The 18006-nt window shown below is 72.3% G+C and carries 14 protein-coding genes; 5 read left to right on the top strand and 9 right to left on the bottom strand.

Going from position 1 to position 18006, the window contains the following annotated elements:
- Nucleotides 1-48: 48 nt before the first annotated feature.
- The gene (locus tag ABT381_RS13545) at nucleotides 49-318 is read right to left on the bottom strand and encodes a hypothetical protein (protein WP_351592450.1); all 270 of its coding nucleotides are present in this window, start codon (nucleotides 316-318) and stop codon (nucleotides 49-51) included.
- A gap of 433 nt (nucleotides 319-751) precedes the next feature.
- Here ABT381_RS13545 and ABT381_RS13540 point away from each other — a divergent pair, with 433 nt between their 5' ends.
- Complete coding sequence (locus ABT381_RS13540; protein ID WP_351592447.1) at nucleotides 752-2053, top strand: MFS transporter; 1302 nt, start codon at nucleotides 752-754, stop codon at nucleotides 2051-2053.
- On the opposite strand, the gene ABT381_RS13535 is transcribed toward ABT381_RS13540, so the two are convergent.
- Entirely contained in the window at nucleotides 2040-3455 is a 1416-nt protein-coding gene (locus ABT381_RS13535; protein ID WP_351592444.1) for a sugar porter family MFS transporter, read from the bottom strand. The genes ABT381_RS13540 and ABT381_RS13535 overlap by 14 nt on opposite strands.
- 149 nt (nucleotides 3456-3604) lie before the next feature.
- Here ABT381_RS13535 and ABT381_RS13530 point away from each other — a divergent pair, with 149 nt between their 5' ends.
- From ABT381_RS13530 to ABT381_RS13520, 3 genes are read left to right on the top strand one after another with little or no spacing between them, the layout of a single operon-like run.
- Nucleotides 3605-4315 (top strand): GntR family transcriptional regulator, encoded by a 711-nt coding sequence (locus ABT381_RS13530; protein ID WP_351592441.1) that lies wholly within the window; start codon nucleotides 3605-3607, stop codon nucleotides 4313-4315.
- The gene (locus ABT381_RS13525) at nucleotides 4312-5328 is read left to right on the top strand and encodes an ROK family protein (protein WP_351592438.1); all 1017 of its coding nucleotides are present in this window, start codon (nucleotides 4312-4314) and stop codon (nucleotides 5326-5328) included. Before ABT381_RS13530 ends, ABT381_RS13525 begins: the two co-directional genes overlap by 4 nt.
- A complete protein-coding gene (locus ABT381_RS13520; protein WP_351592435.1) occupies nucleotides 5325-6053 on the top strand; it encodes an N-acetylmannosamine-6-phosphate 2-epimerase in 729 nt (242 codons plus the stop codon). The genes ABT381_RS13525 and ABT381_RS13520 overlap by 4 nt, the downstream gene beginning before the upstream one ends.
- A gap of 38 nt (nucleotides 6054-6091) precedes the next feature.
- On the opposite strand, the gene ABT381_RS13515 is transcribed toward ABT381_RS13520, so the two are convergent.
- The 7 genes from ABT381_RS13515 to ABT381_RS13485 form a co-directional block, all read right to left on the bottom strand.
- Complete coding sequence (locus ABT381_RS13515; protein WP_351592432.1) at nucleotides 6092-8188, bottom strand: xanthine dehydrogenase family protein molybdopterin-binding subunit; 2097 nt, start codon at nucleotides 8186-8188, stop codon at nucleotides 6092-6094.
- Nucleotides 8185-9186 (bottom strand): FAD binding domain-containing protein, encoded by a 1002-nt coding sequence (locus ABT381_RS13510; RefSeq protein WP_467754642.1) that lies wholly within the window; start codon nucleotides 9184-9186, stop codon nucleotides 8185-8187. The genes ABT381_RS13515 and ABT381_RS13510 overlap by 4 nt, the downstream gene beginning before the upstream one ends.
- A complete protein-coding gene (locus tag ABT381_RS13505; protein ID WP_351592430.1) occupies nucleotides 9183-9725 on the bottom strand; it encodes a 2Fe-2S iron-sulfur cluster-binding protein in 543 nt (180 codons plus the stop codon). Before ABT381_RS13505 ends, ABT381_RS13510 begins: the two co-directional genes overlap by 4 nt.
- An 80-nt stretch (nucleotides 9726-9805) precedes the next feature.
- A complete protein-coding gene (locus ABT381_RS13500; RefSeq protein ID WP_351592428.1) occupies nucleotides 9806-11272 on the bottom strand; it encodes a rhamnulokinase in 1467 nt (488 codons plus the stop codon).
- A gap of 12 nt (nucleotides 11273-11284) precedes the next feature.
- Complete coding sequence (locus tag ABT381_RS13495) at nucleotides 11285-13324, bottom strand: bifunctional aldolase/short-chain dehydrogenase (RefSeq protein ID WP_351592426.1); 2040 nt, start codon at nucleotides 13322-13324, stop codon at nucleotides 11285-11287.
- Between the two features lie 117 nt (nucleotides 13325-13441).
- Nucleotides 13442-14614, bottom strand: coding sequence for an L-rhamnose isomerase (gene rhaI / locus ABT381_RS13490; RefSeq protein ID WP_351592423.1), 1173 nt, complete (start codon nucleotides 14612-14614; stop codon nucleotides 13442-13444).
- Between the two features lie 182 nt (nucleotides 14615-14796).
- On the bottom strand, nucleotides 14797-15333 hold the full coding sequence (locus ABT381_RS13485; protein WP_051831244.1) for a Dps family protein: 537 nt from the start codon (nucleotides 15331-15333) through the stop codon (nucleotides 14797-14799).
- A 255-nt stretch (nucleotides 15334-15588) separates the two neighbouring features.
- On the opposite strand from ABT381_RS13485, the gene ABT381_RS13480 reads away from it, so the two are divergent.
- Nucleotides 15589-18003 carry a hypothetical protein gene (locus ABT381_RS13480; protein ID WP_351592420.1) on the top strand — a complete coding sequence of 805 codons (2415 nt, stop codon included), beginning with the start codon at nucleotides 15589-15591 and terminating at the stop codon, nucleotides 18001-18003.
- Nucleotides 18004-18006 lie beyond the last annotated feature (3 nt).

Raw genomic sequence — 18006 nt, 5'->3', positions numbered from 1 at the left:
ACGGGGCGGGCCGGAAGACCGGCCCGCCCCTCCGCATCGGCGGTCGCGTCAGCGGGTGTAACGCATCAGAGTGCGGACCATGTGGCAGGTGGTGTCGGACGGGCGGTGGATGCCGACGAGCGCGGCGGTGTCACGGATGAGTCGGTTAGGCGCCCGGTCCGGCGTGTGCACACCGGAGTCGAGCAGGGCGATGGCCAGACGCATGGCCTTGAGCCGGCGGTTGTGAGCGATGTACCACTCGCGCGGCCGGCCTGGCGGCAGCGGCCTCTTCGCGAGCGGGGCGTACGGCAGGTCGAACAGCGGGCGCGTCGAAGACATTACGGCAGCCGTCACAGGGTCCCTCCTGTCGTGGTCGAGAGCCCCGGACCCCCCGTGAGCTCCCTCGAACACTGCTTCTATTTTAGTCGATTCCGGCCGCCCCCAACACCCCTACGAGGACCTCTTTTTCGCAGGTCAGCGGCGCAATGCGCCCCTCGGGACGAGCAGTTCGCGAGGCCGCGCCCGATGGCGCCGCGTTCGACATGCCGGACACCTCCGAAGCGCACCTCGAAGCGCAACTCGAAGCACGCCCCGACGAGCACCCCGGAGGCGCACCGGGTCGCCCGCCCCGGGTGGTCGACCGGACGCGTCGATCGGACGCGGTGAATGAAAGGTTTCAAAGCAGAAAATCTGCACCACCTATTGACCCGTCGAGCTCTCACATTCATTGTTTGAGTCGTTTCAATGCACATGCGAGGGCGAAGGAGTCCAGGTGACATCCGTGCAGAGCACGCAGTCCGCCGCTGACGGGGCGGCCGAGGACGGCGCCGTCTCGCGGCAGCAGTGGAAGTGGACCGGGCTGGCCGGCATGGCGTCCTATCTCGACGCCGGGTCGATCGTCGCGCTCAGTTCCGGCCTCGCCCTCTTCCAGGACCGCTTCGGACTCTCCGAGAGCGGCCTCGGCGCGCTGACGGCCATCGGCCCCAACGCCATCGGCGCGGCGATCGGCGCCTTCATCGGCGGGCGGCTGGGCGACAAACTCGGCCGCAAGCGAATCTACCAGTACGACCTGCTCGTGTACGCGGCGGCCATTCTGCTCATCGCCTTCGCGGTCAACCCGCTGATGCTGTTCGCCGGCACGTTCTTCGTAGGCCTGGCCGTCGGCGCGGACGTGCCCACCTCGCTCGCGCTGGTCGGCGAGTTCTCCCCGGCCAAGGCGCGCGGCAAGCTGCTCGGGCTGACCCAGGTGACCTGGAGTCTCGGCCCGGTGGTCGTACTGCTGGTGGCCTGGGCCCTGTCTGACCTCGGTCTGCTCGGCATCCGCATCGTCTTCCTGCACCTGTTCGTGGTGTCGCTGGTGACGTACGCGCTGCGCCGCGGCATGGTCGAGTCGGCGGTCTGGCGGACCGCGGCGAAGGCCGGTGCCGCGGCCCGTCCCAAGGTCCGCGAACTGCTGCGCGGCGCCCATCTGCGGGCGCTGCTGTTCACCGGCGGCATCTACCTCTTCTGGAACCTGGCGGCCGGCACGAACGGCATCTTCACCCCGTACATGGTCCAGACCCTGGGCGCGGGCAGTCAGGCCACCAGCGTGGCACTCTCGTGCGCCAGCTTCGCGCTGGTGATCGTCGGTACGGTCGCGGTCTACATGCGCTACGCCGACCGCGGCCACCGGCACCGCAAGATCATGTGGGCCGTCGGATCGGTGATGCAGATCTGCGCGTACGGGGTGTTCCTGGTCCTGCCCTTCACGCTGCCCGTGATCGTCTTCAATGTGGTGCTCTTCGGCGTCGGCCAGGCCATGGCGGGCGAGAGCGTCTACAAGACCATCAGCCAGGAGGTCTTCCCGACGATGCTGCGCGGCACCGCGCAGGGCATCTCCTTCGGCATGGCGCGGGTCGTCCTCGGCGTCTGGTCCTTCTTCGTCCCCGCGCTCGCCAAGACCGGCATCACCCCGGTCGCCGCCTTCCTCACCGGAGCGCTCCTCATCTGCGGCGTCCTCGGGATGTTCATGCCGAACACGGCGGGCAAGCCGCTGGAGCAGGTGGAGGCCGAGCGAGCCGCTACGCGCGGGTGAGTTCGCGTTCGATCTGCTCCAGGGACTTGCCGCGGGTCTCGGGGATGCAGCGCACGGTGAACAGCGTCAGCAGCGCGCACACCACCGCGTACGCCGTGAACGTGGCGGCGCCGCCGAGGGCGTCGAGCATGGTGAGGAAGGTGAGCGAGACCAGGAAGTTCATGGTCCAGTTCGAGAACATGGTGGCGCTCATGGCCGTGCCGCGGATGCGCTGCGGGTAGAGCTCCGACGGGATGATGAAGACGACCACGTTGAGCGTGGTGGCCACCGCGGCGATGAAGAGGACCACGAACGCGACGGCGAGCCAGGCGAACGGGGAGCCCTGGCCGCCGGACGAGGAGCCCTGGCCGCCGGCCGCGAGCGTGACCGCCAGTCCGGCAAGGGCGACGGTCATGACGGAGGCGCCGGTCGCCAGCAGCTTCTTGCGGCCGATGCGGTCCACGGCGAACATCCCGACCGGCGTCATCAGCAGATTGACCAGGCCCACGCCGACGGTGGCGAGGATGGCCGAGGACGAGCCGAGGCCGCTGCTCTCGAAGATCTTCGGCGCGTAGTAGATGACGGTGTTGACGCCGGACGCCTGGCCGAGGATCTGCAGGCCGACGCCCGCGACGATGGCCGGGCGTACGGAGCGGCCGGCCAGCGCCCGCCACCGTCCCCTGCGGGGCGCCGCCTCCGTCCGGCCCTCCGGCCGCGCGGCCATCTCGGCGAGCTCCGCGTCCACCGCCGCCGGGTCGCCCGGACCGCGGAGCCGTACGAGGACGGCCCGGGCCCGCTCGGTACGGCCGCCCAGCGCCAGCCAGCGCGGGGATTCGGGCATCAGCAGCATCCCGGCGCCGAAGAGCAGCGCGGGCACGGCGGCGAGTCCGAACATCCAGCGCCAGCTGTGGGTGGCGTGCTCCAGGCCGTAGTTGGCCAGGTAGGCGAGGACGATGCCGAGGGTGATCATCAGCTGGTTCAGGCCGACCAGCCGGCCGCGGTACCGGGGCGGCGCGACCTCGGCGATGAAGACCGGGACGAGGTTGGAGGCCGTACCGATGCCCAGGCCGAGGACGAGGCGGGCGGCGGTCAGCAGCGCGGCGGACGGCGCGAGCGCTGCCATGGCGGCGCCGAGCGTGAAGACGCCCGCCGCGGCGACGAGGACCGGGCGGCGGCCGTACCGGTCGGCGAGGTTGCCCGCGGCCGCCGCACCGGCCATGGCGCCGACCAGGATCGCGCTCACCACGACGCCGGAGCCGAAGGCGGAGAGCTGGAAGTCCGACTCGATCGTGAGCAGGGCACCGGATATGACGCCGGTGTCGTAGCCGAACAGCAGGCCGCCGAGCGCGGCGACCAGGGCCACGCCGATCACCGGCCGCAGACCGGCGTCTCTCGGCACCACGGTGGTAGCGGCTGCCGCCATCACGTACCCCTTTTCCGTTTTTCCGTTGCGATTGGACGGTACCAATTTGACAGTGACAAGGGCGCAGCACAAGAGACGCCGTGTTATTTTCTCTATTGGTTGGTACCTATGATGGGTACCTATCGGACTCCGAGTGGGGATGGTGAAGCGTGGCCCGACAGGCCAAGCACGAGGAACTGCGGCTGGCGCTGCTGGCCGAGATGGCCGGGGCTCCCCCGCACACACCGCTGCCCACGGAGCGGGAGATCGCCACACGCCACGGCGTCTCGCGCAACACCGTCCGGCAGGCGCTGGACGCGCTGGAGGCGGCGGGCAGTGTCTACCGGGTGCAGGGCGCGGGCACGTTCGTCGCTCCCCCCGTCGTCTCCAAGTCGCTCACCCTCACCTCGTTCTCCGAGGACATGGCCGAGCGGAACCTCGAACCGGCCTCGCGGCTGCTGGCGGCCGGGACGGTACGGGCCGGCCGGCAGCTCGCCGAGCGGCTCGGCGTGGCGCCGGACTCCGACGTCGTCCGCGTCTCCCGGCTGCGGCTCGCCGACGGCTCTCCCATGTGCCTGGAGAACGTCCACTTTCCGGCGGACCGCGTCCCCGGGCTCGTCGAGGAGGACCTGACGGGTTCGCTCTACGCGCTGCTCAACGAGCGGTACGGGCTGGACATCCGCTCCGCCGACCAGATCATCCGGGCCGTCGACCTCGACGACACCGAGTCGGCCCTGCTCGGCGTCCCGCTGGGCAGCTCGGGGCTGCGGGTGCAGCGGGTCGGTCTGGACCGCCGTGACACCCCGGTCGAGGCGACGACCACGATCTACCGCGCCGACCGCTACGACATCCGCTTCACCGTCCGCAGGGCGCAGCCGTGACGGCCGCGCGGGAGGCACACGTACGGGCTCATGGGGCCCCGCCGCGTACGCTGCTCGGCGTCGACGTGGGCGGCACGAAGATCGCCGCCGGTGTCGTCTCCGCGGACGGCGCACTGCTGGCCTCGCTCGTCCGGCCCACGCCCGCGGCGCAGGGCCGCGCCGCGGTGCTCGACGCCATCGCGGCGGCCGTCCGCGAACTGCCCGGGTGGGAAGGCGCGGAGGGCCTGGGCATCGGTACGGGCGGGGTCATCGACCGCGACCGGGGCGTGGTGCTGTCGGCCAACGCACTGCTCCCCGGCTGGGCGGGCACCCGCCTGAGCGAGGAGCTGAGCGCCCGCCTCGGGCTGCCGGTGGCCGCCGACAACGACGCCAACGTCTTCGCGCTGGCCGAGCAGACCTACGGCGCCGGCGCGGGCCGCGCTTCCGTGCTGTACGTGAGCGTGGGCACCGGCATCGGCGGCGGGCTGGTCACCGGCGGGCGGCTGCTGCGCGGTGCGCACTGGACGGCGGGCGAGTTCGGCCATATCGCGGTGCCCGAAGCCGCGGGGCGGCCGTGCAACTGCGGCCGTGCGGGACATCTGGAGGCCGTCGCCTCCGGCCCCGCGATCACCGCGCGGTTCCGCGAGCTGACCGGGGACGCGGACGTGCACGACCTGCGGACGGTCGCGGCGCTGGCGGAGAGCCACACCCCGACTCGTACCGGTGCGGAGGCCGCCCGTACCGCCCTCGCCGAGGGCGCGGGTGCGCTGGGCCGCGCGCTGGCCGGGCTGGTCAACACCGTGGACCCGGAGCGGGTGGTGATCGGCGGTGGCGTCGCCTCCATCGGCGCCCCGTTCTGGCAGCCGCTGACCGAGGCGTTCGCCGCCGAGCTGCTGCCCGGCCCCGCCGGCGTACGGCCCGTGCCCGCCGCGCTCGGGCCCCGCGCCGCGGTGATCGGCGCGGCTGCCCTGCTGCTGGAGGGCCGACCGTCGGCAGACCACGACAACGATGCGAAGGACAAGGACACCGCATGACCGAGACCTCACCCGCCCCCAGCCGGACCACCATGCCCGCCGCCCGTGTCCGTGAGCTGCTCGACGGGCTGCGGGGCCGGCTGGTCGTGTCGTGCCAGGCCCCGCCCGGCGACCCGCTGCGCGCGCCGGAACACATGGCCGCGATGGCCGCTTCGGTGACCGCGGGGGCGCCGGTGGCGGGGGTGCGCGTGCAGGGCGTGGACGACATCCGGGCCATCCGGTCCGTCGTCGGCCTGCCGGTCATCGGGCTGTGGAAGGACGGTGCCCAGGGGGTCTACATCACGCCGACCGCGGCGCACGCGCGGGCCGTCGCCGAGGCCGGCGCGGAGATCGTCGCCGTCGACGCGACCTCACGGCCGCGCCCGGACGGCTGCCCGCTGCGCGAGACGGTCGAGGCGGTGCATGCCCTCGGCGGGCTGCTGATGGCCGATGTCTCCACGGTGGAGGAGGGTGTGGCGGCGGCCGCGCTCGGCGCCGACGTGGTCTCCACGACCCTGTCCGGCTACACCCCGTACAGCCGTCAGCAGCCGGGCCCCGACCTGGAGTTGGTCGCCGAGCTGGCCGGGCGCGTGGCCGTTCCCGTCTTCGCCGAGGGGCGGCTGCACACCCCCGAGCAGGCCCGGGCGGCCATCGACGCGGGCGCGTGGGGCGTCGTCGTGGGCGGCGCGATCACCGCGCCCGCGTCGATCGCGACGCGCTTCGCCGCCGCCCTGCCAACGACCTGACGCACCGTCACCTCCGCTGCCGTACCCGGCCCGTACGCTCAGGGCAGGTGCGGCAGCAGCGCGTCGGGGGTGACAGGGAGCGCACGGATGCGTACGCCCGTGGCGTGATGGACGGCGTTGGTGACGGCCGCAGCCGTGCCGACGATGCCGATCTCGCCGATGCCCTTGGAGCCCATCGGGTTCAGGTGCGGGTCCTCCTCCTCGATCCAGTGCACGTCGATGTCCGGCACGTCGGCGCAGACCGGCACGTGGTACATGGCCAGGTCGCGTTCCGCGTAGTCGCCGAACTCGCGGTCCATCGTGCTGTGTTCCGTCAGGGCCATGCCGAGGCCCATCGTCATGCCGCCGAGGAACTGCGAGCGGGCGGTGCGCGGATTGAGGATGCGGCCCGCGGCGAAGACGCCGAGCAGCCGCCGTACCCGGGTCTCGCCCGTCGCGGTGTCCACCTGTACCTCGGCGAACTGGGCGCCGTACGCGTGCCGCGCGTACTCCTTGCCGCCCTTGCTCTCCTCCGTGGTGTCGGCGCCGACCGTCAGGCCCGTCGCCGGTACTTCGCTGTGTTCCTCCAGCGCGCGCCGCAGCCCGTCGCACGCCTTGTGCACCGCCGCTCCCCACGAGGAGGTACCGGAGGAGCCGCCGGCCACCGGGGCCTCGGGCAGCTCGCTGCAGCCCACGTGGACACGGACCCGGTCCAGGGGCAGCCGCAGCGCGTCGGCGGCGATCTGCGCGAGGACAGTACGGGCGCCGGTGCCGATGTCGGTGGCGTTCACGCGGACGTCGATCAGCCCGTCGGCGCGGGCGTGCGCCTCGGCGTGGCACGGGGCGACCATCACCGGGTACGTCGAGGCGGCCACGCCGGTGCCGAGCAGCAGCCGGCCGTCGCGGCGCGCCGCGGGGCGCGGGTCGCGGTCCTGCCACCCGAAGCGGCGGGCGCCCTCGCGCAGGCACTCCACGAGGTGGCGGCTGCTGTAGGGGCGGCCGGAGTCCGGCTCGCGGTCGGGCTCGTTGCGTACCCGCAGTTCGATGGGGTCCAGGTCGCAGGCGAGGGCGAGTTCGTCCATGGCCGCTTCGAGCGCGTACATGCCGGGGCACTCGCCGGGCGCGCGCATCCAGGACGGGGTGGGCACGTCCAGCCGGGCCACCCGGTGGGTGGTGCGGCTGGCCGGCGAGACGTACATCGTCCGGCTGGGCGCCGCGGCCTGCTCGACGAACTCCTGGACCGTGGAGGACTGGGTGGTGATCTCGTGCGCGAGGGCCTGGATGCGGCCGTCGCGGTCGGCACCGATGCGGATGTGCTGGATGGTCGGGGCGCGGTGGCCGGTGACGGCGGGCATCTGCTGGCGCGCGAAGGCGAGGGTGACCGGGCGGCCGGTGACGCGGGCCGCCATGGCGGCGAGTACCGCGTGCGGGCGCGGGGTGCCCTTGGAGCCGAAGCCGCCGCCGACGTGCTCGCTGGTGACGAGCACCTGCTCGGGGCCCAGTGCGAAGAGCTGGGCCAGCATCTGCTGAACGGTCGACGAGCCCTGGCTGGAATCGTGCAGGCACAGCTTCCGCTCGCCCTCCCACCAGGCCGTGGCGGCGTGCGGCTCCATGGGGTGGTTGTGCAGCGGCGGGGTCTCGTAGACGGCGTCGTGCTGTACGGCGGCCTCGGCGTAGGCGGTGTCGAAGTCGCCGCGGATCCGGTCGGCGGGGTGGCCGCCGTTGGCGGTCTCGGGCGCGTAGATGCCCGGGTGGTCGGGGGTGAGGAGGACGTCGTGCGGCTCGGAGGTGTAGTCCAGGCGTACCGCGGTCGCGGCGGCGCGGGCCGCTTCGAGGGAGGTGGCGACCGCGAGCGCGACGATCTGGCCGCGGTGCGCGACGTGCCGGGACTGCAGGACGGCGAGGGTGGGGTCGTCGCCTTCGGCGAGCCGGGGCGCGTTCTCGTGGGTGAGCACGGTGAGGACGGCGGGGTCGGCGAGCGCGGCGTCGGTGTCGACGGCGGTGATCTCGCCGCGGGCGATCGTGGCGGGCACCGCCCAGGCGAAGAGGCCGTCGGGGTGTGCGTGATCGGCGGCGTACCGCGCCGTGCCGGTCACCTTCTCGCGGCTCTCCAGCCGTGCGGTGTCCGCGCCCAGGGTCCGGGGCAAGGTCGTCATCGCGCACCCTCCGCGTGCGTGCCCGCGAGGTCCGTCAGCAGGGCGACGGCCAGCCGGCGGGCCAGGGGGATCTTGTAGCCGTTGTCGCGCAGCGGCTCGGCGGCCGCCAGTTCCTCGTCCACGGCCCGGCCGAAGGACTCCTCGGTGGCGGGGCGGCCGAGCAGCGCCGCCTCGGCGGCACGGGCGCGCCACGGCTTGGCCGCGAGCGCGCCGAACGCGAGCCGTACGTGCTCGACCTTGCCGTCGCTCACCCGCAGGTCGGCGGCGGCCGAGGCGAGCGCGAAGGCGTACGAGGCGCGTTCGCGGGCCTTGCGGTACGCCGAGCGGGCGCCGGGCACCGGCGGGGGCAGCTCCACGGCGGTGATCAGCTCCCCGTGCCGCAGGACGGTGTCCTGGTCGGGGGTGTCGCCCGGCAGCCGGTGCAGGTCGGCCACCGGCAGGGTCCGCTCGCCGTCGGCGGAGACGCAGTGCACCTGCGCGTCGAGGGCCGTCAGGGCCACCGCCATGTCCGAGGGGTGGGTGGCCACGCAGTGCTGGGAGGCGCCGAGGACCGCGAGGTCGCGGTGGATGCCGCTGCGCGCGGGACAGCCGGAGCCGGGCCGCCGCTTGTTGCAGGGCTTGCCGATGTCCTGGAAGTACGTGCAGCGGGTGCGCTGCAGCAGGTTGCCGCCGATCGTGGCGAGATTGCGCAGCTGGGGCGAGGCGCCGGCCAGCAGGGCCTGGGAGAGCGCCGGATAGCGGGCGCGGACGGCGGTGTGCACGGCGAGGGTGCTGTTGCGCACGGTGGCGCCCACCCGTAGTCCCCCGCCGTCGGTCTCCTCGATCTCGTCGAACGGCAGCCGGCTCACGTCGACCAGCATCTCGGGGACCTCGACCCCGAGCTTCATCAGGTCGACCAGGTTGGTGCCGCCGCCGAGGAAGGCCGCGCGGGGTGCGCGGGAGAGCAGGTCGACGGCGGTCGCGGGGTCGGTGGCCGTCTCGTAGCGGAAGGGTTTCACCGGGCCGCCTCCTGGACCGCGTCGATGATGTTGACGTACGCGCCGCAGCGGCAGATGTTGCCGCTCATCCGCTCCCGTACCTCGCCGCCGGTCAGCTCCACAGGGCCGTCCGGGGCGCCGTCGGGCGTCACCGCGCTGGGCCAGCCGGCCTGTGCCTCGGCGATCGCGCCGACGCCGGAGCAGATCTGGCCGGGCGTGCAGAAGCCGCACTGGAAGCCGTCGTGCGCGATGAACGCCTCCTGGAGCGGGTGGAGCGCGTCCCCTTCGGCCAGGCCCTCGACGGTCGTCACCCGCGCGCCGTCGGCGGCCACCGCGAGCAGCAGGCAGGAGTTGACCCGGCGGCCGTCCAGCAGGACCGTGCAGGCCCCGCACTGGCCGTGGTCGCAGCCCTTCTTGGCGCCGGTCAGCCGTACTTCCTCGCGGAGCAGGTCGAGCAGCGTGGTGCGGTTGTCGACGACGTGTGCCCGGCGTTCGCCATTGATGTACAGGGTGAGCGCGGTGGTGGTGTCCGCGTCGCCCGTACCCTCCGTGCTTCTCATGGAGTCACGAGTGCCCCTGAAGGCGAGCGGTGAAAACGGACCGGGCCGCTCCGCACCTCACTCGGACCAATGCGCGCCGCTCAGGCCACCCCGATGCGGGCAGCGGCGGCGTCCCAGGCGGCGCGGTCGCCGTGCGGCGCGTAATGGCGCAGCGGCTGGGTCGCGGCGACCAGGCGGCGCATCGCGGCGCGGTCGGGGACGAGGCCGTGTGCGCGGGCCTGTACGAGGACGTTGCCGAGCGCCGTGGCCTCGGCGGGGCCCGCGACGACGGGCAGCCCGGTGGCGTCGGCGGTCAGCCGGCAGAGCAGCTCGTTGCGGCTGCCGCCGCCGACCAGGTGGACGACGCGGATCTCCCGCCCGGCAAGCTCGGCGGCCTGCCGCAGGGTGCGCCGGTGGGCCAGGGCCAGGCTCTCCAGGATGCAGCGGACGACGGCGCCCCGGCTCTCCGGGGCGCGCTGACCCGTACGGCGGCAGAAGCTCCGGATCCGCGCGGGCATGTCGCCCGGCGGCAGGAACTCGGGCGCGTCCGGGTCGACGAGCGCGCCGAACGGCTCCTCCCGCGCGGCCTCGGCGAGCAGGTCGGACAGGGCGGCGGGCGAGCCCTCCGCCTCCCACGTGCGGCGGCACTCCTCCAGCAGCCACATGCCCATGATGTTGCGCAGGTAGCGCACCGTGCCGTCGATGCCGCGTTCGTTGGTGAAGTTGGCGGCCCGGGACTCCTCGGTGAGGACGGGCGCGGCCAGCTCCAGCCCGGCCAGCGACCAGGTGCCGCAGGAGATGTACGCGAAATCGGGCCCGGTGGCCGGCACGGCGGCGACCGCGGAGGCGGTGTCGTGGGAGGCGACGGTGGTCACCGGGGTCGCCGCGGCCAGGCCGGTGTACTCGGCGACGTGCGGCAGCAGCGTGCCGGCCGGCTCCCCCGGGCGGCGCAGCGGCGGCAGCAGCGCCGGGTCGATGCCGAGCCGGTCGAGCAGCGCGGCGGACCAGGCGCCGGTACGGGCGTCGAACAGCCCGGTGGTGGAGGCGTTGGTCTCCTCCGCGCCGACCGTGCCGGTCAGCCAGTGGACGAGCAGGTCCGGGATCAGCAGCAGGGTGTGCGCGGCGGCCAGCGGCGCGCTGCCCCGGGCCGCTTCGAGCTGGTACACGGTATTGAACGGCAGGTGCTGCAGCCCGGTGACCGCGTGCAGCTCCTCGGGCCCCACCGCGGCCCACACCCGCTCGGCGGCGCCCTCCGTACGCCCGTCCCGGTAGTGGTACGGCTGGCCGAGCAGCGCGCCGTCGGCGTCCAGCAGCCCGTAGTCCACCGCCCAGGTGTCGACGCCGACGGACGCCGCGCCGCCTGCGCGCGCCGCCGCGCGCAGTCCGTCCAGTACGCCCTGGTAGAGCGCGAGCGTGTCCCAGTGCAGCCCGTCGGGCAGCCGCACCGGGGTGTTGGCGAACCGGTGCGCCTCGGTGAGATCGAGGCTGTCCGGGCCGACCCGGCCGAGGATCACGCGCCCGCTGGTGGCGCCGAGATCCACGGCGGCGAAGGAGAGTGTGCCGGTCACGTCGCCCCCGCGTCAGCGCAGGAACGCGGCGGCCACGCCGGCGTCGACGGGGATGTGCAGGCCGGTGGTGTGGGTGAGGTCGCCGCCGGTGAGCGCGAACACCGCGTTCGCGACGTGTTCCGGCAGCACCTCGCGCTTGAGCAGGGTCCGCTGGGCGTAGAACTCGCCGAGCTGCTCCTCCTCGATCCCGTACGTCGCCGCGCGCTGCGCGCCCCAGCCGCCCGCGAAGATCCCGGAGCCGCGCACCACCCCGTCGGGGTTGACGCCGTTGACGCGGATGCCGTGCCCGCCCAGCTCGGCGGCGAGCAGCCGGACCTGGTGCGCCTGGTCGGCCTTGGTGGCGGAGTACGCGATGTTGTTCGGGCCCGCGAAGACGGCGTTCTTGGAGGCGATGTAGACGATGTCGCCGCCCATGTCCTGCGCGGTCATCACGCGGGCCGCCTCGCGGGAGACGAGGAAGGAGCCGCGGGCCATGATGTCGTGCTGCAGGTCCCAGTCCTTCGCGGTGGTCTCCAGCAGCGGCTTGGAGATGGAGATGCCCGCGTTGTTGACGACCAGGTCGACGCCCCCGAAGGCGAGCGCGGCGGCCTTGAAGGCGGCGGCAATCTGATCCTCGTCCGTGACATCGACCGTCACCGCGACGGCCTTGTCGGCGCCGCCCAGCTCCTCGGCCACCGCGGCCGCGCTCTCCTCATTCAGGTCGGCGACCACGACGCACGCGCCCTCGGCGGCCAGCCGGTGCGCGATGGCCTTTCCGATGCCCGAACCGGCGCCGGTGACCAGCGCGACCCGAGTGGCCAGCGGCTTGGGCGCCGGCATCCGCCGGAGCTTGGCCTCCTCCAGTTCCCAGTACTCGATCCGGAACTTCTCCGCCTCCGCGATCGGCGCATACGTCGACACCGCCTCGGCGCCGCGCATCACATTGATCGCGTTGAGGTAGAACTCGCCCGCCACCCGCGCGGTCTGCTTGTCCTTGCCGTAGCTGAACATGCCGACGCCGGGGACCAGCACGATCGCCGGGTCGGCGCCGCGCAGCGGCGGGGAGTCGGGGGTGGCGTGCCGCTCGTAATAGGCGCGGTACTCCGCCCGGTACTCCTCGTGCAGCTCCTTCAGCCGCGCGATCGCCTCGTCCAGCGGGGCGGCGGGCGGCAGGTCCAGGACGAGCGGGCGGACCTTGGTACGCAGGAAGTGGTCGGGGCAGGAGGTGCCGAGGGCGGCGAGCCGGGGGTGTTCGGCGCGGGCGAGGAAGTCCAGTACCGGTTCGGTGTCGGTGAAGTGGCCGACCTGCGGCTTGTCGGCCGAAGCCAGGCCGCGGATCACCGGGGCAAGGGCGGCGGCCCGCTCCTTGCGCGCGTCCTCGGGCAGCGCCTGGTACCCCTCGACGACCGGCCCGAAGGGCTCCGCCTTGCCCTGCTCGGCGAGGAACGTCTCGGCCGTACGGATCATCCACAGGGCGTTGCGCTCGCACTCCTCGGAGGTGGCGCCCCAGGCGGTGATGCCGTGGCCGCCGAGGACGACGCCGACGGCCTGCGGGTTGGCCTCCTTGATCGCGGCGATGTCCAGGCCGAGCTGGAAGCCGGGGCGCCGCCACGGCACCCAGGCGACCTGCTCGCCGAAGCACGCGGCGGTCAGCTTCTCGCCGTCGGCGGCGCAGGCCAGCGCGATGCCGGAGTCGGGGTGCAGGTGGTCGACGTGCGCGGCGTCGACCAGACCGTGCATCGCGGTGTCGATCGACGGCGCCGCGCCGCCCTTGCCGTGCAGGCAGTAGTCGAACGCGGCGACCATCTCGTCCTCGCGCTCCACGCCCGGGTACACCTCGGTCAACGCGCGCAGCCGGTCCAGGCGGAGCACGGCCAGACCGGATTCCTTGAGCGTGCCGAGGTCGCCCCCGGAGCCCTTGACCCACATCAGCTCGGTGGGCCGACCGGTGACGGGGTCGGTGGCGACCCCCTTGGCGGAGGCGTTGCCGCCCGCGTAGTTGGTATTACGCGGATCGGCACCGAGGCGGTGAGCGCGCTCCAGCAGGGCGTCGACTTCGGGGTGGGATGCCATGAGTGTTTCAGTCCTTCACGATGGGAGTCTGAGGTGGCGCCCCGTCAGGGGCGCGGGGAACTGCGCGACCAGCCACAGCCGACCGGCAGTCGCCGTTGAACAGAGCGCGGCAGCCTCTCAGGCGCCCCACCCGGCCTGCGTGCCGCCCACCCGCTCCGCGGCAATCCGCTCCTGCCACCCGCAGGCGCGATACGCGGCGACCGGGTCCGGGCGCAGCCCCATCTCCTCCCGCACCTCCGCGAGCAACGGCCGCACATCCGTGTTGTACGCGTCCATCAGGACGCCATTCGCGGCGAGCACGTCGCCGGAACGCTGCGCTGCCTGCAGCGCCCCCGTGTCCACGAGCAGCGCCTTGGCGGTGGCCTCCTGCACGTTCATGACGGAGCGGATGACGGCCGGGATCTTCGCCTCGATGTTGTGGCACTGGTCGAGCATGAAGTTGACCTCGTTCGCGGCCTCCAGCCCGCCGTTCTTGATCACTTCGTGCATGATCCGGAAGAGCTGGAACGGGTCGGCCGCGCCCACCATGAGGTCGTCGTCCGCGTAGAAGCGGGAGTTGAAGTCAAAGGCGCCGAGCTTCTTCTCGCGCAGCAGGAAGGCGACGATGAACTCGATGTTGGTGCCCGGCGCGTGGTGCCCGGTGTCGACGACGACCTTCGCCTTCGGGCCGAGCTTCAGGCAGTGCGCGTACGAGGTGCCCCAGTCGGGCACGTCGGTGGTGTAGAAGGCCGGCTCGAAGAACTTGTACTCCAGCAGCATCCGCTGGTCGTCGCCGAGCCGCCCGTACACCTCGGCCAGCGCCTCGGCCAGCCGGTCCTGGCGGGCGGCGATGTCGTCCTGGCCCGGGTAGTTGGTGCCGTCGGCGAACCACAGCTTCAGGTCCCGGGACCCGGTCGCGTCCATGATGTCGACGCAGGCGAGGAGGTGGTCGGTGGCCTTGCGGCGGACGGCCGGGTCGGGGTGGGTGACGGACCCGAGCTTGTAGTCCTCGTCCTGGAAGGTGTTGGAGTTGACCGCGCCGAGCGTCAGGCCGCGCTCGGCCGCGTACTCGGCGAGCTTCCCGTAGTCCTCGACGGTGTCCCACGGGATGTGCAGCGAGACCACGGGGGCGACGCCGGTGAACTCGTGCACCCGCGCGGCGTCGTCCAGCTTCTCGTAGGGGTCGCGGGGGACGCCGGGCTGCGCGAACACCTTGAAGCGGGTGCCGGAGTTGCCGTAACCCCAGGACGGGGTCTCGATCACCTGGGCCTTCAGGGCGGCTTTCACGGCGGACGGGTCGGGCGTGCGCATGGATCACCTCGGCGGTGTACGGTGGCGAAACTTTTTGAATCGTTTCAGTGCGCCCAAGTTAGGCCGCCGAAGCAGAAAGCGTCAAGGGGGCGTCCACACAAAGCGCCGCGCCCGGCAACACTTCGCCGGGCGCGGCGCAAAAACGATTCAGACGGTCTCTCTCCCGTCCGGTTCGCGGAGCGTCAGGGCTGCTGGCGAGCCTGTCGGCCCGCCGCCCGCGCCGCGTCCGTCTCGCTGGTCTGCCGGGCCGTGCTCAGCTTGCCGCCGGAGTTCTCCAGGTGCGCCCGGATGAACCACTGGAACAGCTCCAGGCTGCGCAGCTGCTCGATGAGCATGTCCTGGGTGATCGGGTCGGGCTCGTCGGTGGCGCGCACCGCCTCGCGGTGGTCCTCGATGATGCCCGTGTACACCACGTCCAGCGCGCCCAGGTGCTCGATCGACTCGGCCCGCCCGATGGCGTAGTCCTCCCAGGTGCGCTCGGCGACCATGACGCCGGGCGTACCGGCGGGCTCGCCGCCCAGCGTCGAGATGCGCTCGGCGGTGGTGTCGATCATGTCGCGTACGGCGTCGACCTGCGGGTCGAGCATTTCGTGCACGGCGATGAAGTGCGGGCCGACCACGTTCCAGTGGACGTGCTTGAGCGTGAGGGCGAGGTCGTTGAGCGCGTGCAGCCGCATCCGCAGCAGCTGGATGACCTCCGAACCCTCGGAGGTACTCATGCCCGGGACCGTATAGGTGAGCTGCGAGTCGGCTTTCGAGGCCACGGCACTGTCTCCTTCGACGGTCTTCTGCCGGCCCGGCGGGGGCGCCGGGCGTCCGGGCCCGGCGGGCCGCCGGGCGTGCGCCACAGGGGTACCACCACCCGCCGTACGGCAAACGCCCGCATTTCCGCCGGTGTACGAGCTTCCGCCCGCCCTTTTCCGCACCCGGGGCGACTCCTTGACCCTTATTGACCGAGTCCAGACAATAACGGGGTGTCGACGCCTTTAGCGCTCCTCAGAATCCGTACCTTCACGCCGGCCACCGCGTTGAGCCTGATCGCTCTCGTGGCCCCGTCCACGCCGGCCGTCGCCGCTCCGGACATCCCGCTCCCGGGCGTGGAGTGGAATGCCGACACGTACGTGAGGGGCGTCTATCAGTACACGAACGCCGACGACCTCAAGGCGATCCCCGAGCCCAAAGAGGCGGACCTGCGCCCGATCGGGGGCAAGGACGACTACGACTGGGGCACCTGGCAGCACATGTTCGCCCGGTGGAAGATGTACAACAAGGGCGGCATGACGTGGCAGAAGTTCCGGAAGATCTTCGAGAAGGAGGTCTTCCGGGAGCCCGGCGTACTGAGCGACATCGATGAGCCGTCCGACCGGGTACTGAACAGCCTCGACGCCCCCGGCAAGTACGTCTGGGGCACCAAGAAGTTCATGTTCGCCCACTGGAAGGTGCAGAAAGAGGGCACCGCGGTTCCGGACTGGAAGCAGTGGCGCGCCGGCTACATCAATGCGTTCAACAGCAAGCACAAGGGCGATGGGTTCGAGCCGCTGGTCAAGCGGGAGTACCTCCAGAAGGAAGGGCTGGACCAGCGGGGCGCCTGGAAGTACGGCAAGAGGGTGCCCAGAAAGCTGCTGCCGAAGCTCAGGGGCCTGGGGCTGCACAAGGACGACCGCCCGCTCGACGCCGCGGATTTCGAGAAGCTCAAGGTCATCGTGGAGATGAAGTCCGGCGCGGATGTCTTCACCGACGAGGGCCGGAAGCAGTTCGAGGATCTGATGAAGATCGCCAAGGCGACCGGCTGCCGCCTGATCACCGTGTTCGGCGAGCGGCCCACCGCGGAGTCGGTCGAGATGATCAAGGAGCTGGCGGCGCGGTTCGGTGTTCGGTCGGACGTCCGGTACTTCCCCGCGCTCGGACAGCGGGTGACGCCTGGGTCCTCGGGTGGCACCCCGCAACCCACCCCCGGCGCCGGCGGCACGCCACCCCCCGCCCAGGGCGGAGGCGGCGTCCCGACCCCGCAAGGCCCGTCCGGCGGGCCACGCGGCGGGCCGGCCGGTGACGCGGCCGCGCCGGACGTGCTGGCCGCCCCCGGACAGCTGCCGGCCGACAGTTCGATGACCGAGGCGCTGGAGGGTTCGGCCGACTCGCTGGAGGACGCGATCCGGGCCGGGCTGACCGAGGACTGGCACGCCGAGGATCTCGCCGAGAACGGTGACGCCCCGGCGATGGGCCGACGCGATCTCGGCGGCGTCGACTTCTCCACACTGGAGCTGCGCTACGTGTCCGACACGTACCACAACGGCTCCGGCGTGCAGTACGGCTTCAAGGCCGACAAGCTGACCACCGACGAGCGGTCCTTCGGCGGCCGGCGCGCGGCCCGGCTCGCCTCCGACGCGTTCTTCGTCTGGCTGGCGCTGCCACCGTCCGCCTTCACCGTGAACCTCAATCCCGACGAACCCGACCGGATCATCGACGCCGAGTTCGGGAAGACGGACGCCGGACGGGTGCTGCTGGAGGCCGACCTCGCGATGAAGAAGTCGGTCGCGAAGTTCATCCATCCCGACACCGCCGGCGGCCGGAAGTTCTGGAACTCCCTGCGGGGTGACGCCAGTTGCCTGTCCATGCGGCAGTGGATCGTCCCCGGCAGGGCCACCGTCCGCGACAACGGCAACGAGCTGTACATCCTGGACGCGCCCCTGCGGGTGAAGATGGAGTCGGACGTCGTCAAGGCCCAGGGCGCCGCGACGTGCGTCCAGCGGGACGACGCGGCCACCCGGCACAACGAGGACCTGTACCGCACGACGATCCTGCCGCGGGTCCAGCACGCGGTGAACCACGCGCCCGAGTACGCCGACCTGCGCCGGGTCTACGCCAGCCGGGTCGCCGCGGAGTGGTTCCGCAAGCGCGGCGCCACCAAGCACACCGCGTACTCCGACGTGATCGGCAAGGGCGACATCAGCCGCTGGGCCTCCCGGAAGAACTGGACGCCCCGCGAGGTCTTCGACCGCTACGTCCGCTCGTACAAGAACGGCGAGTTCAAGGTCAAGCACACCACCACCAAAGGCAACACCGTCTACACCCGGACCTACGTCTACGGCGGCGTGGACTTCACCCGCATCGCGCAGAACAAGCTGAGCGCCGCCGCGTTCGCCAAGGACCACCCCCGGCTGGCGACTTCGGCGCGCGACGCGCTGTACGCACCGAGCGGGACGAAACGCGAGGTGTGGCTCGGCGGCCTGACCACCTCCAGACCCTTGCCCGAGGCCTACGCCGAACCCACACCGGCGACGTCGAAGCCGCTGTTCTACGCGCTCGCGGCCCTGCCCCTCGCGGCATGGCTCGTGGCGGGCGCCGTGCTGCTGCGCCGCCGTCGGGCGAGCGATCCGACGGGGGCCTGACCG

The sequence above is a fragment of the Streptomyces sp. NPDC000151 genome (assembly GCF_040301705.1).
Lineage (GTDB): Bacteria > Actinomycetota > Actinomycetes > Streptomycetales > Streptomycetaceae > Streptomyces.
Note: the sequence above shows the minus strand (reverse complement) of the source record. Positions and strands in the feature narration are given on the sequence as shown.

Excerpts from the sequence above, each read along its gene's own strand:
- ABT381_RS13545 (WP_351592450.1), bottom strand. The coding sequence starts at position 318 with ATGTCTTCGACGCGCCCGCTGTTCGACCTGCCGTACGCCCCGCTCGCG.
- ABT381_RS13535 (WP_351592444.1), bottom strand. The coding sequence starts at position 3,455 with ATGGCGGCAGCCGCTACCACCGTGGTGCCGAGAGACGCCGGTCTGCGG.
- ABT381_RS13520 (WP_351592435.1), top strand. The coding sequence starts at position 5,325 with ATGACCGAGACCTCACCCGCCCCCAGCCGGACCACCATGCCCGCCGCC.
- ABT381_RS13515 (WP_351592432.1), bottom strand. The coding sequence starts at position 8,188 with ATGACGACCTTGCCCCGGACCCTGGGCGCGGACACCGCACGGCTGGAG.
- ABT381_RS13505 (WP_351592430.1), bottom strand. The coding sequence starts at position 9,725 with ATGAGAAGCACGGAGGGTACGGGCGACGCGGACACCACCACCGCGCTC.
- ABT381_RS13495 (WP_351592426.1), bottom strand. The coding sequence starts at position 13,324 with ATGGCATCCCACCCCGAAGTCGACGCCCTGCTGGAGCGCGCTCACCGC.
- rhaI (WP_351592423.1), bottom strand. The coding sequence starts at position 14,614 with ATGCGCACGCCCGACCCGTCCGCCGTGAAAGCCGCCCTGAAGGCCCAG.
- ABT381_RS13485 (WP_051831244.1), bottom strand. The coding sequence starts at position 15,333 with ATGAGTACCTCCGAGGGTTCGGAGGTCATCCAGCTGCTGCGGATGCGG.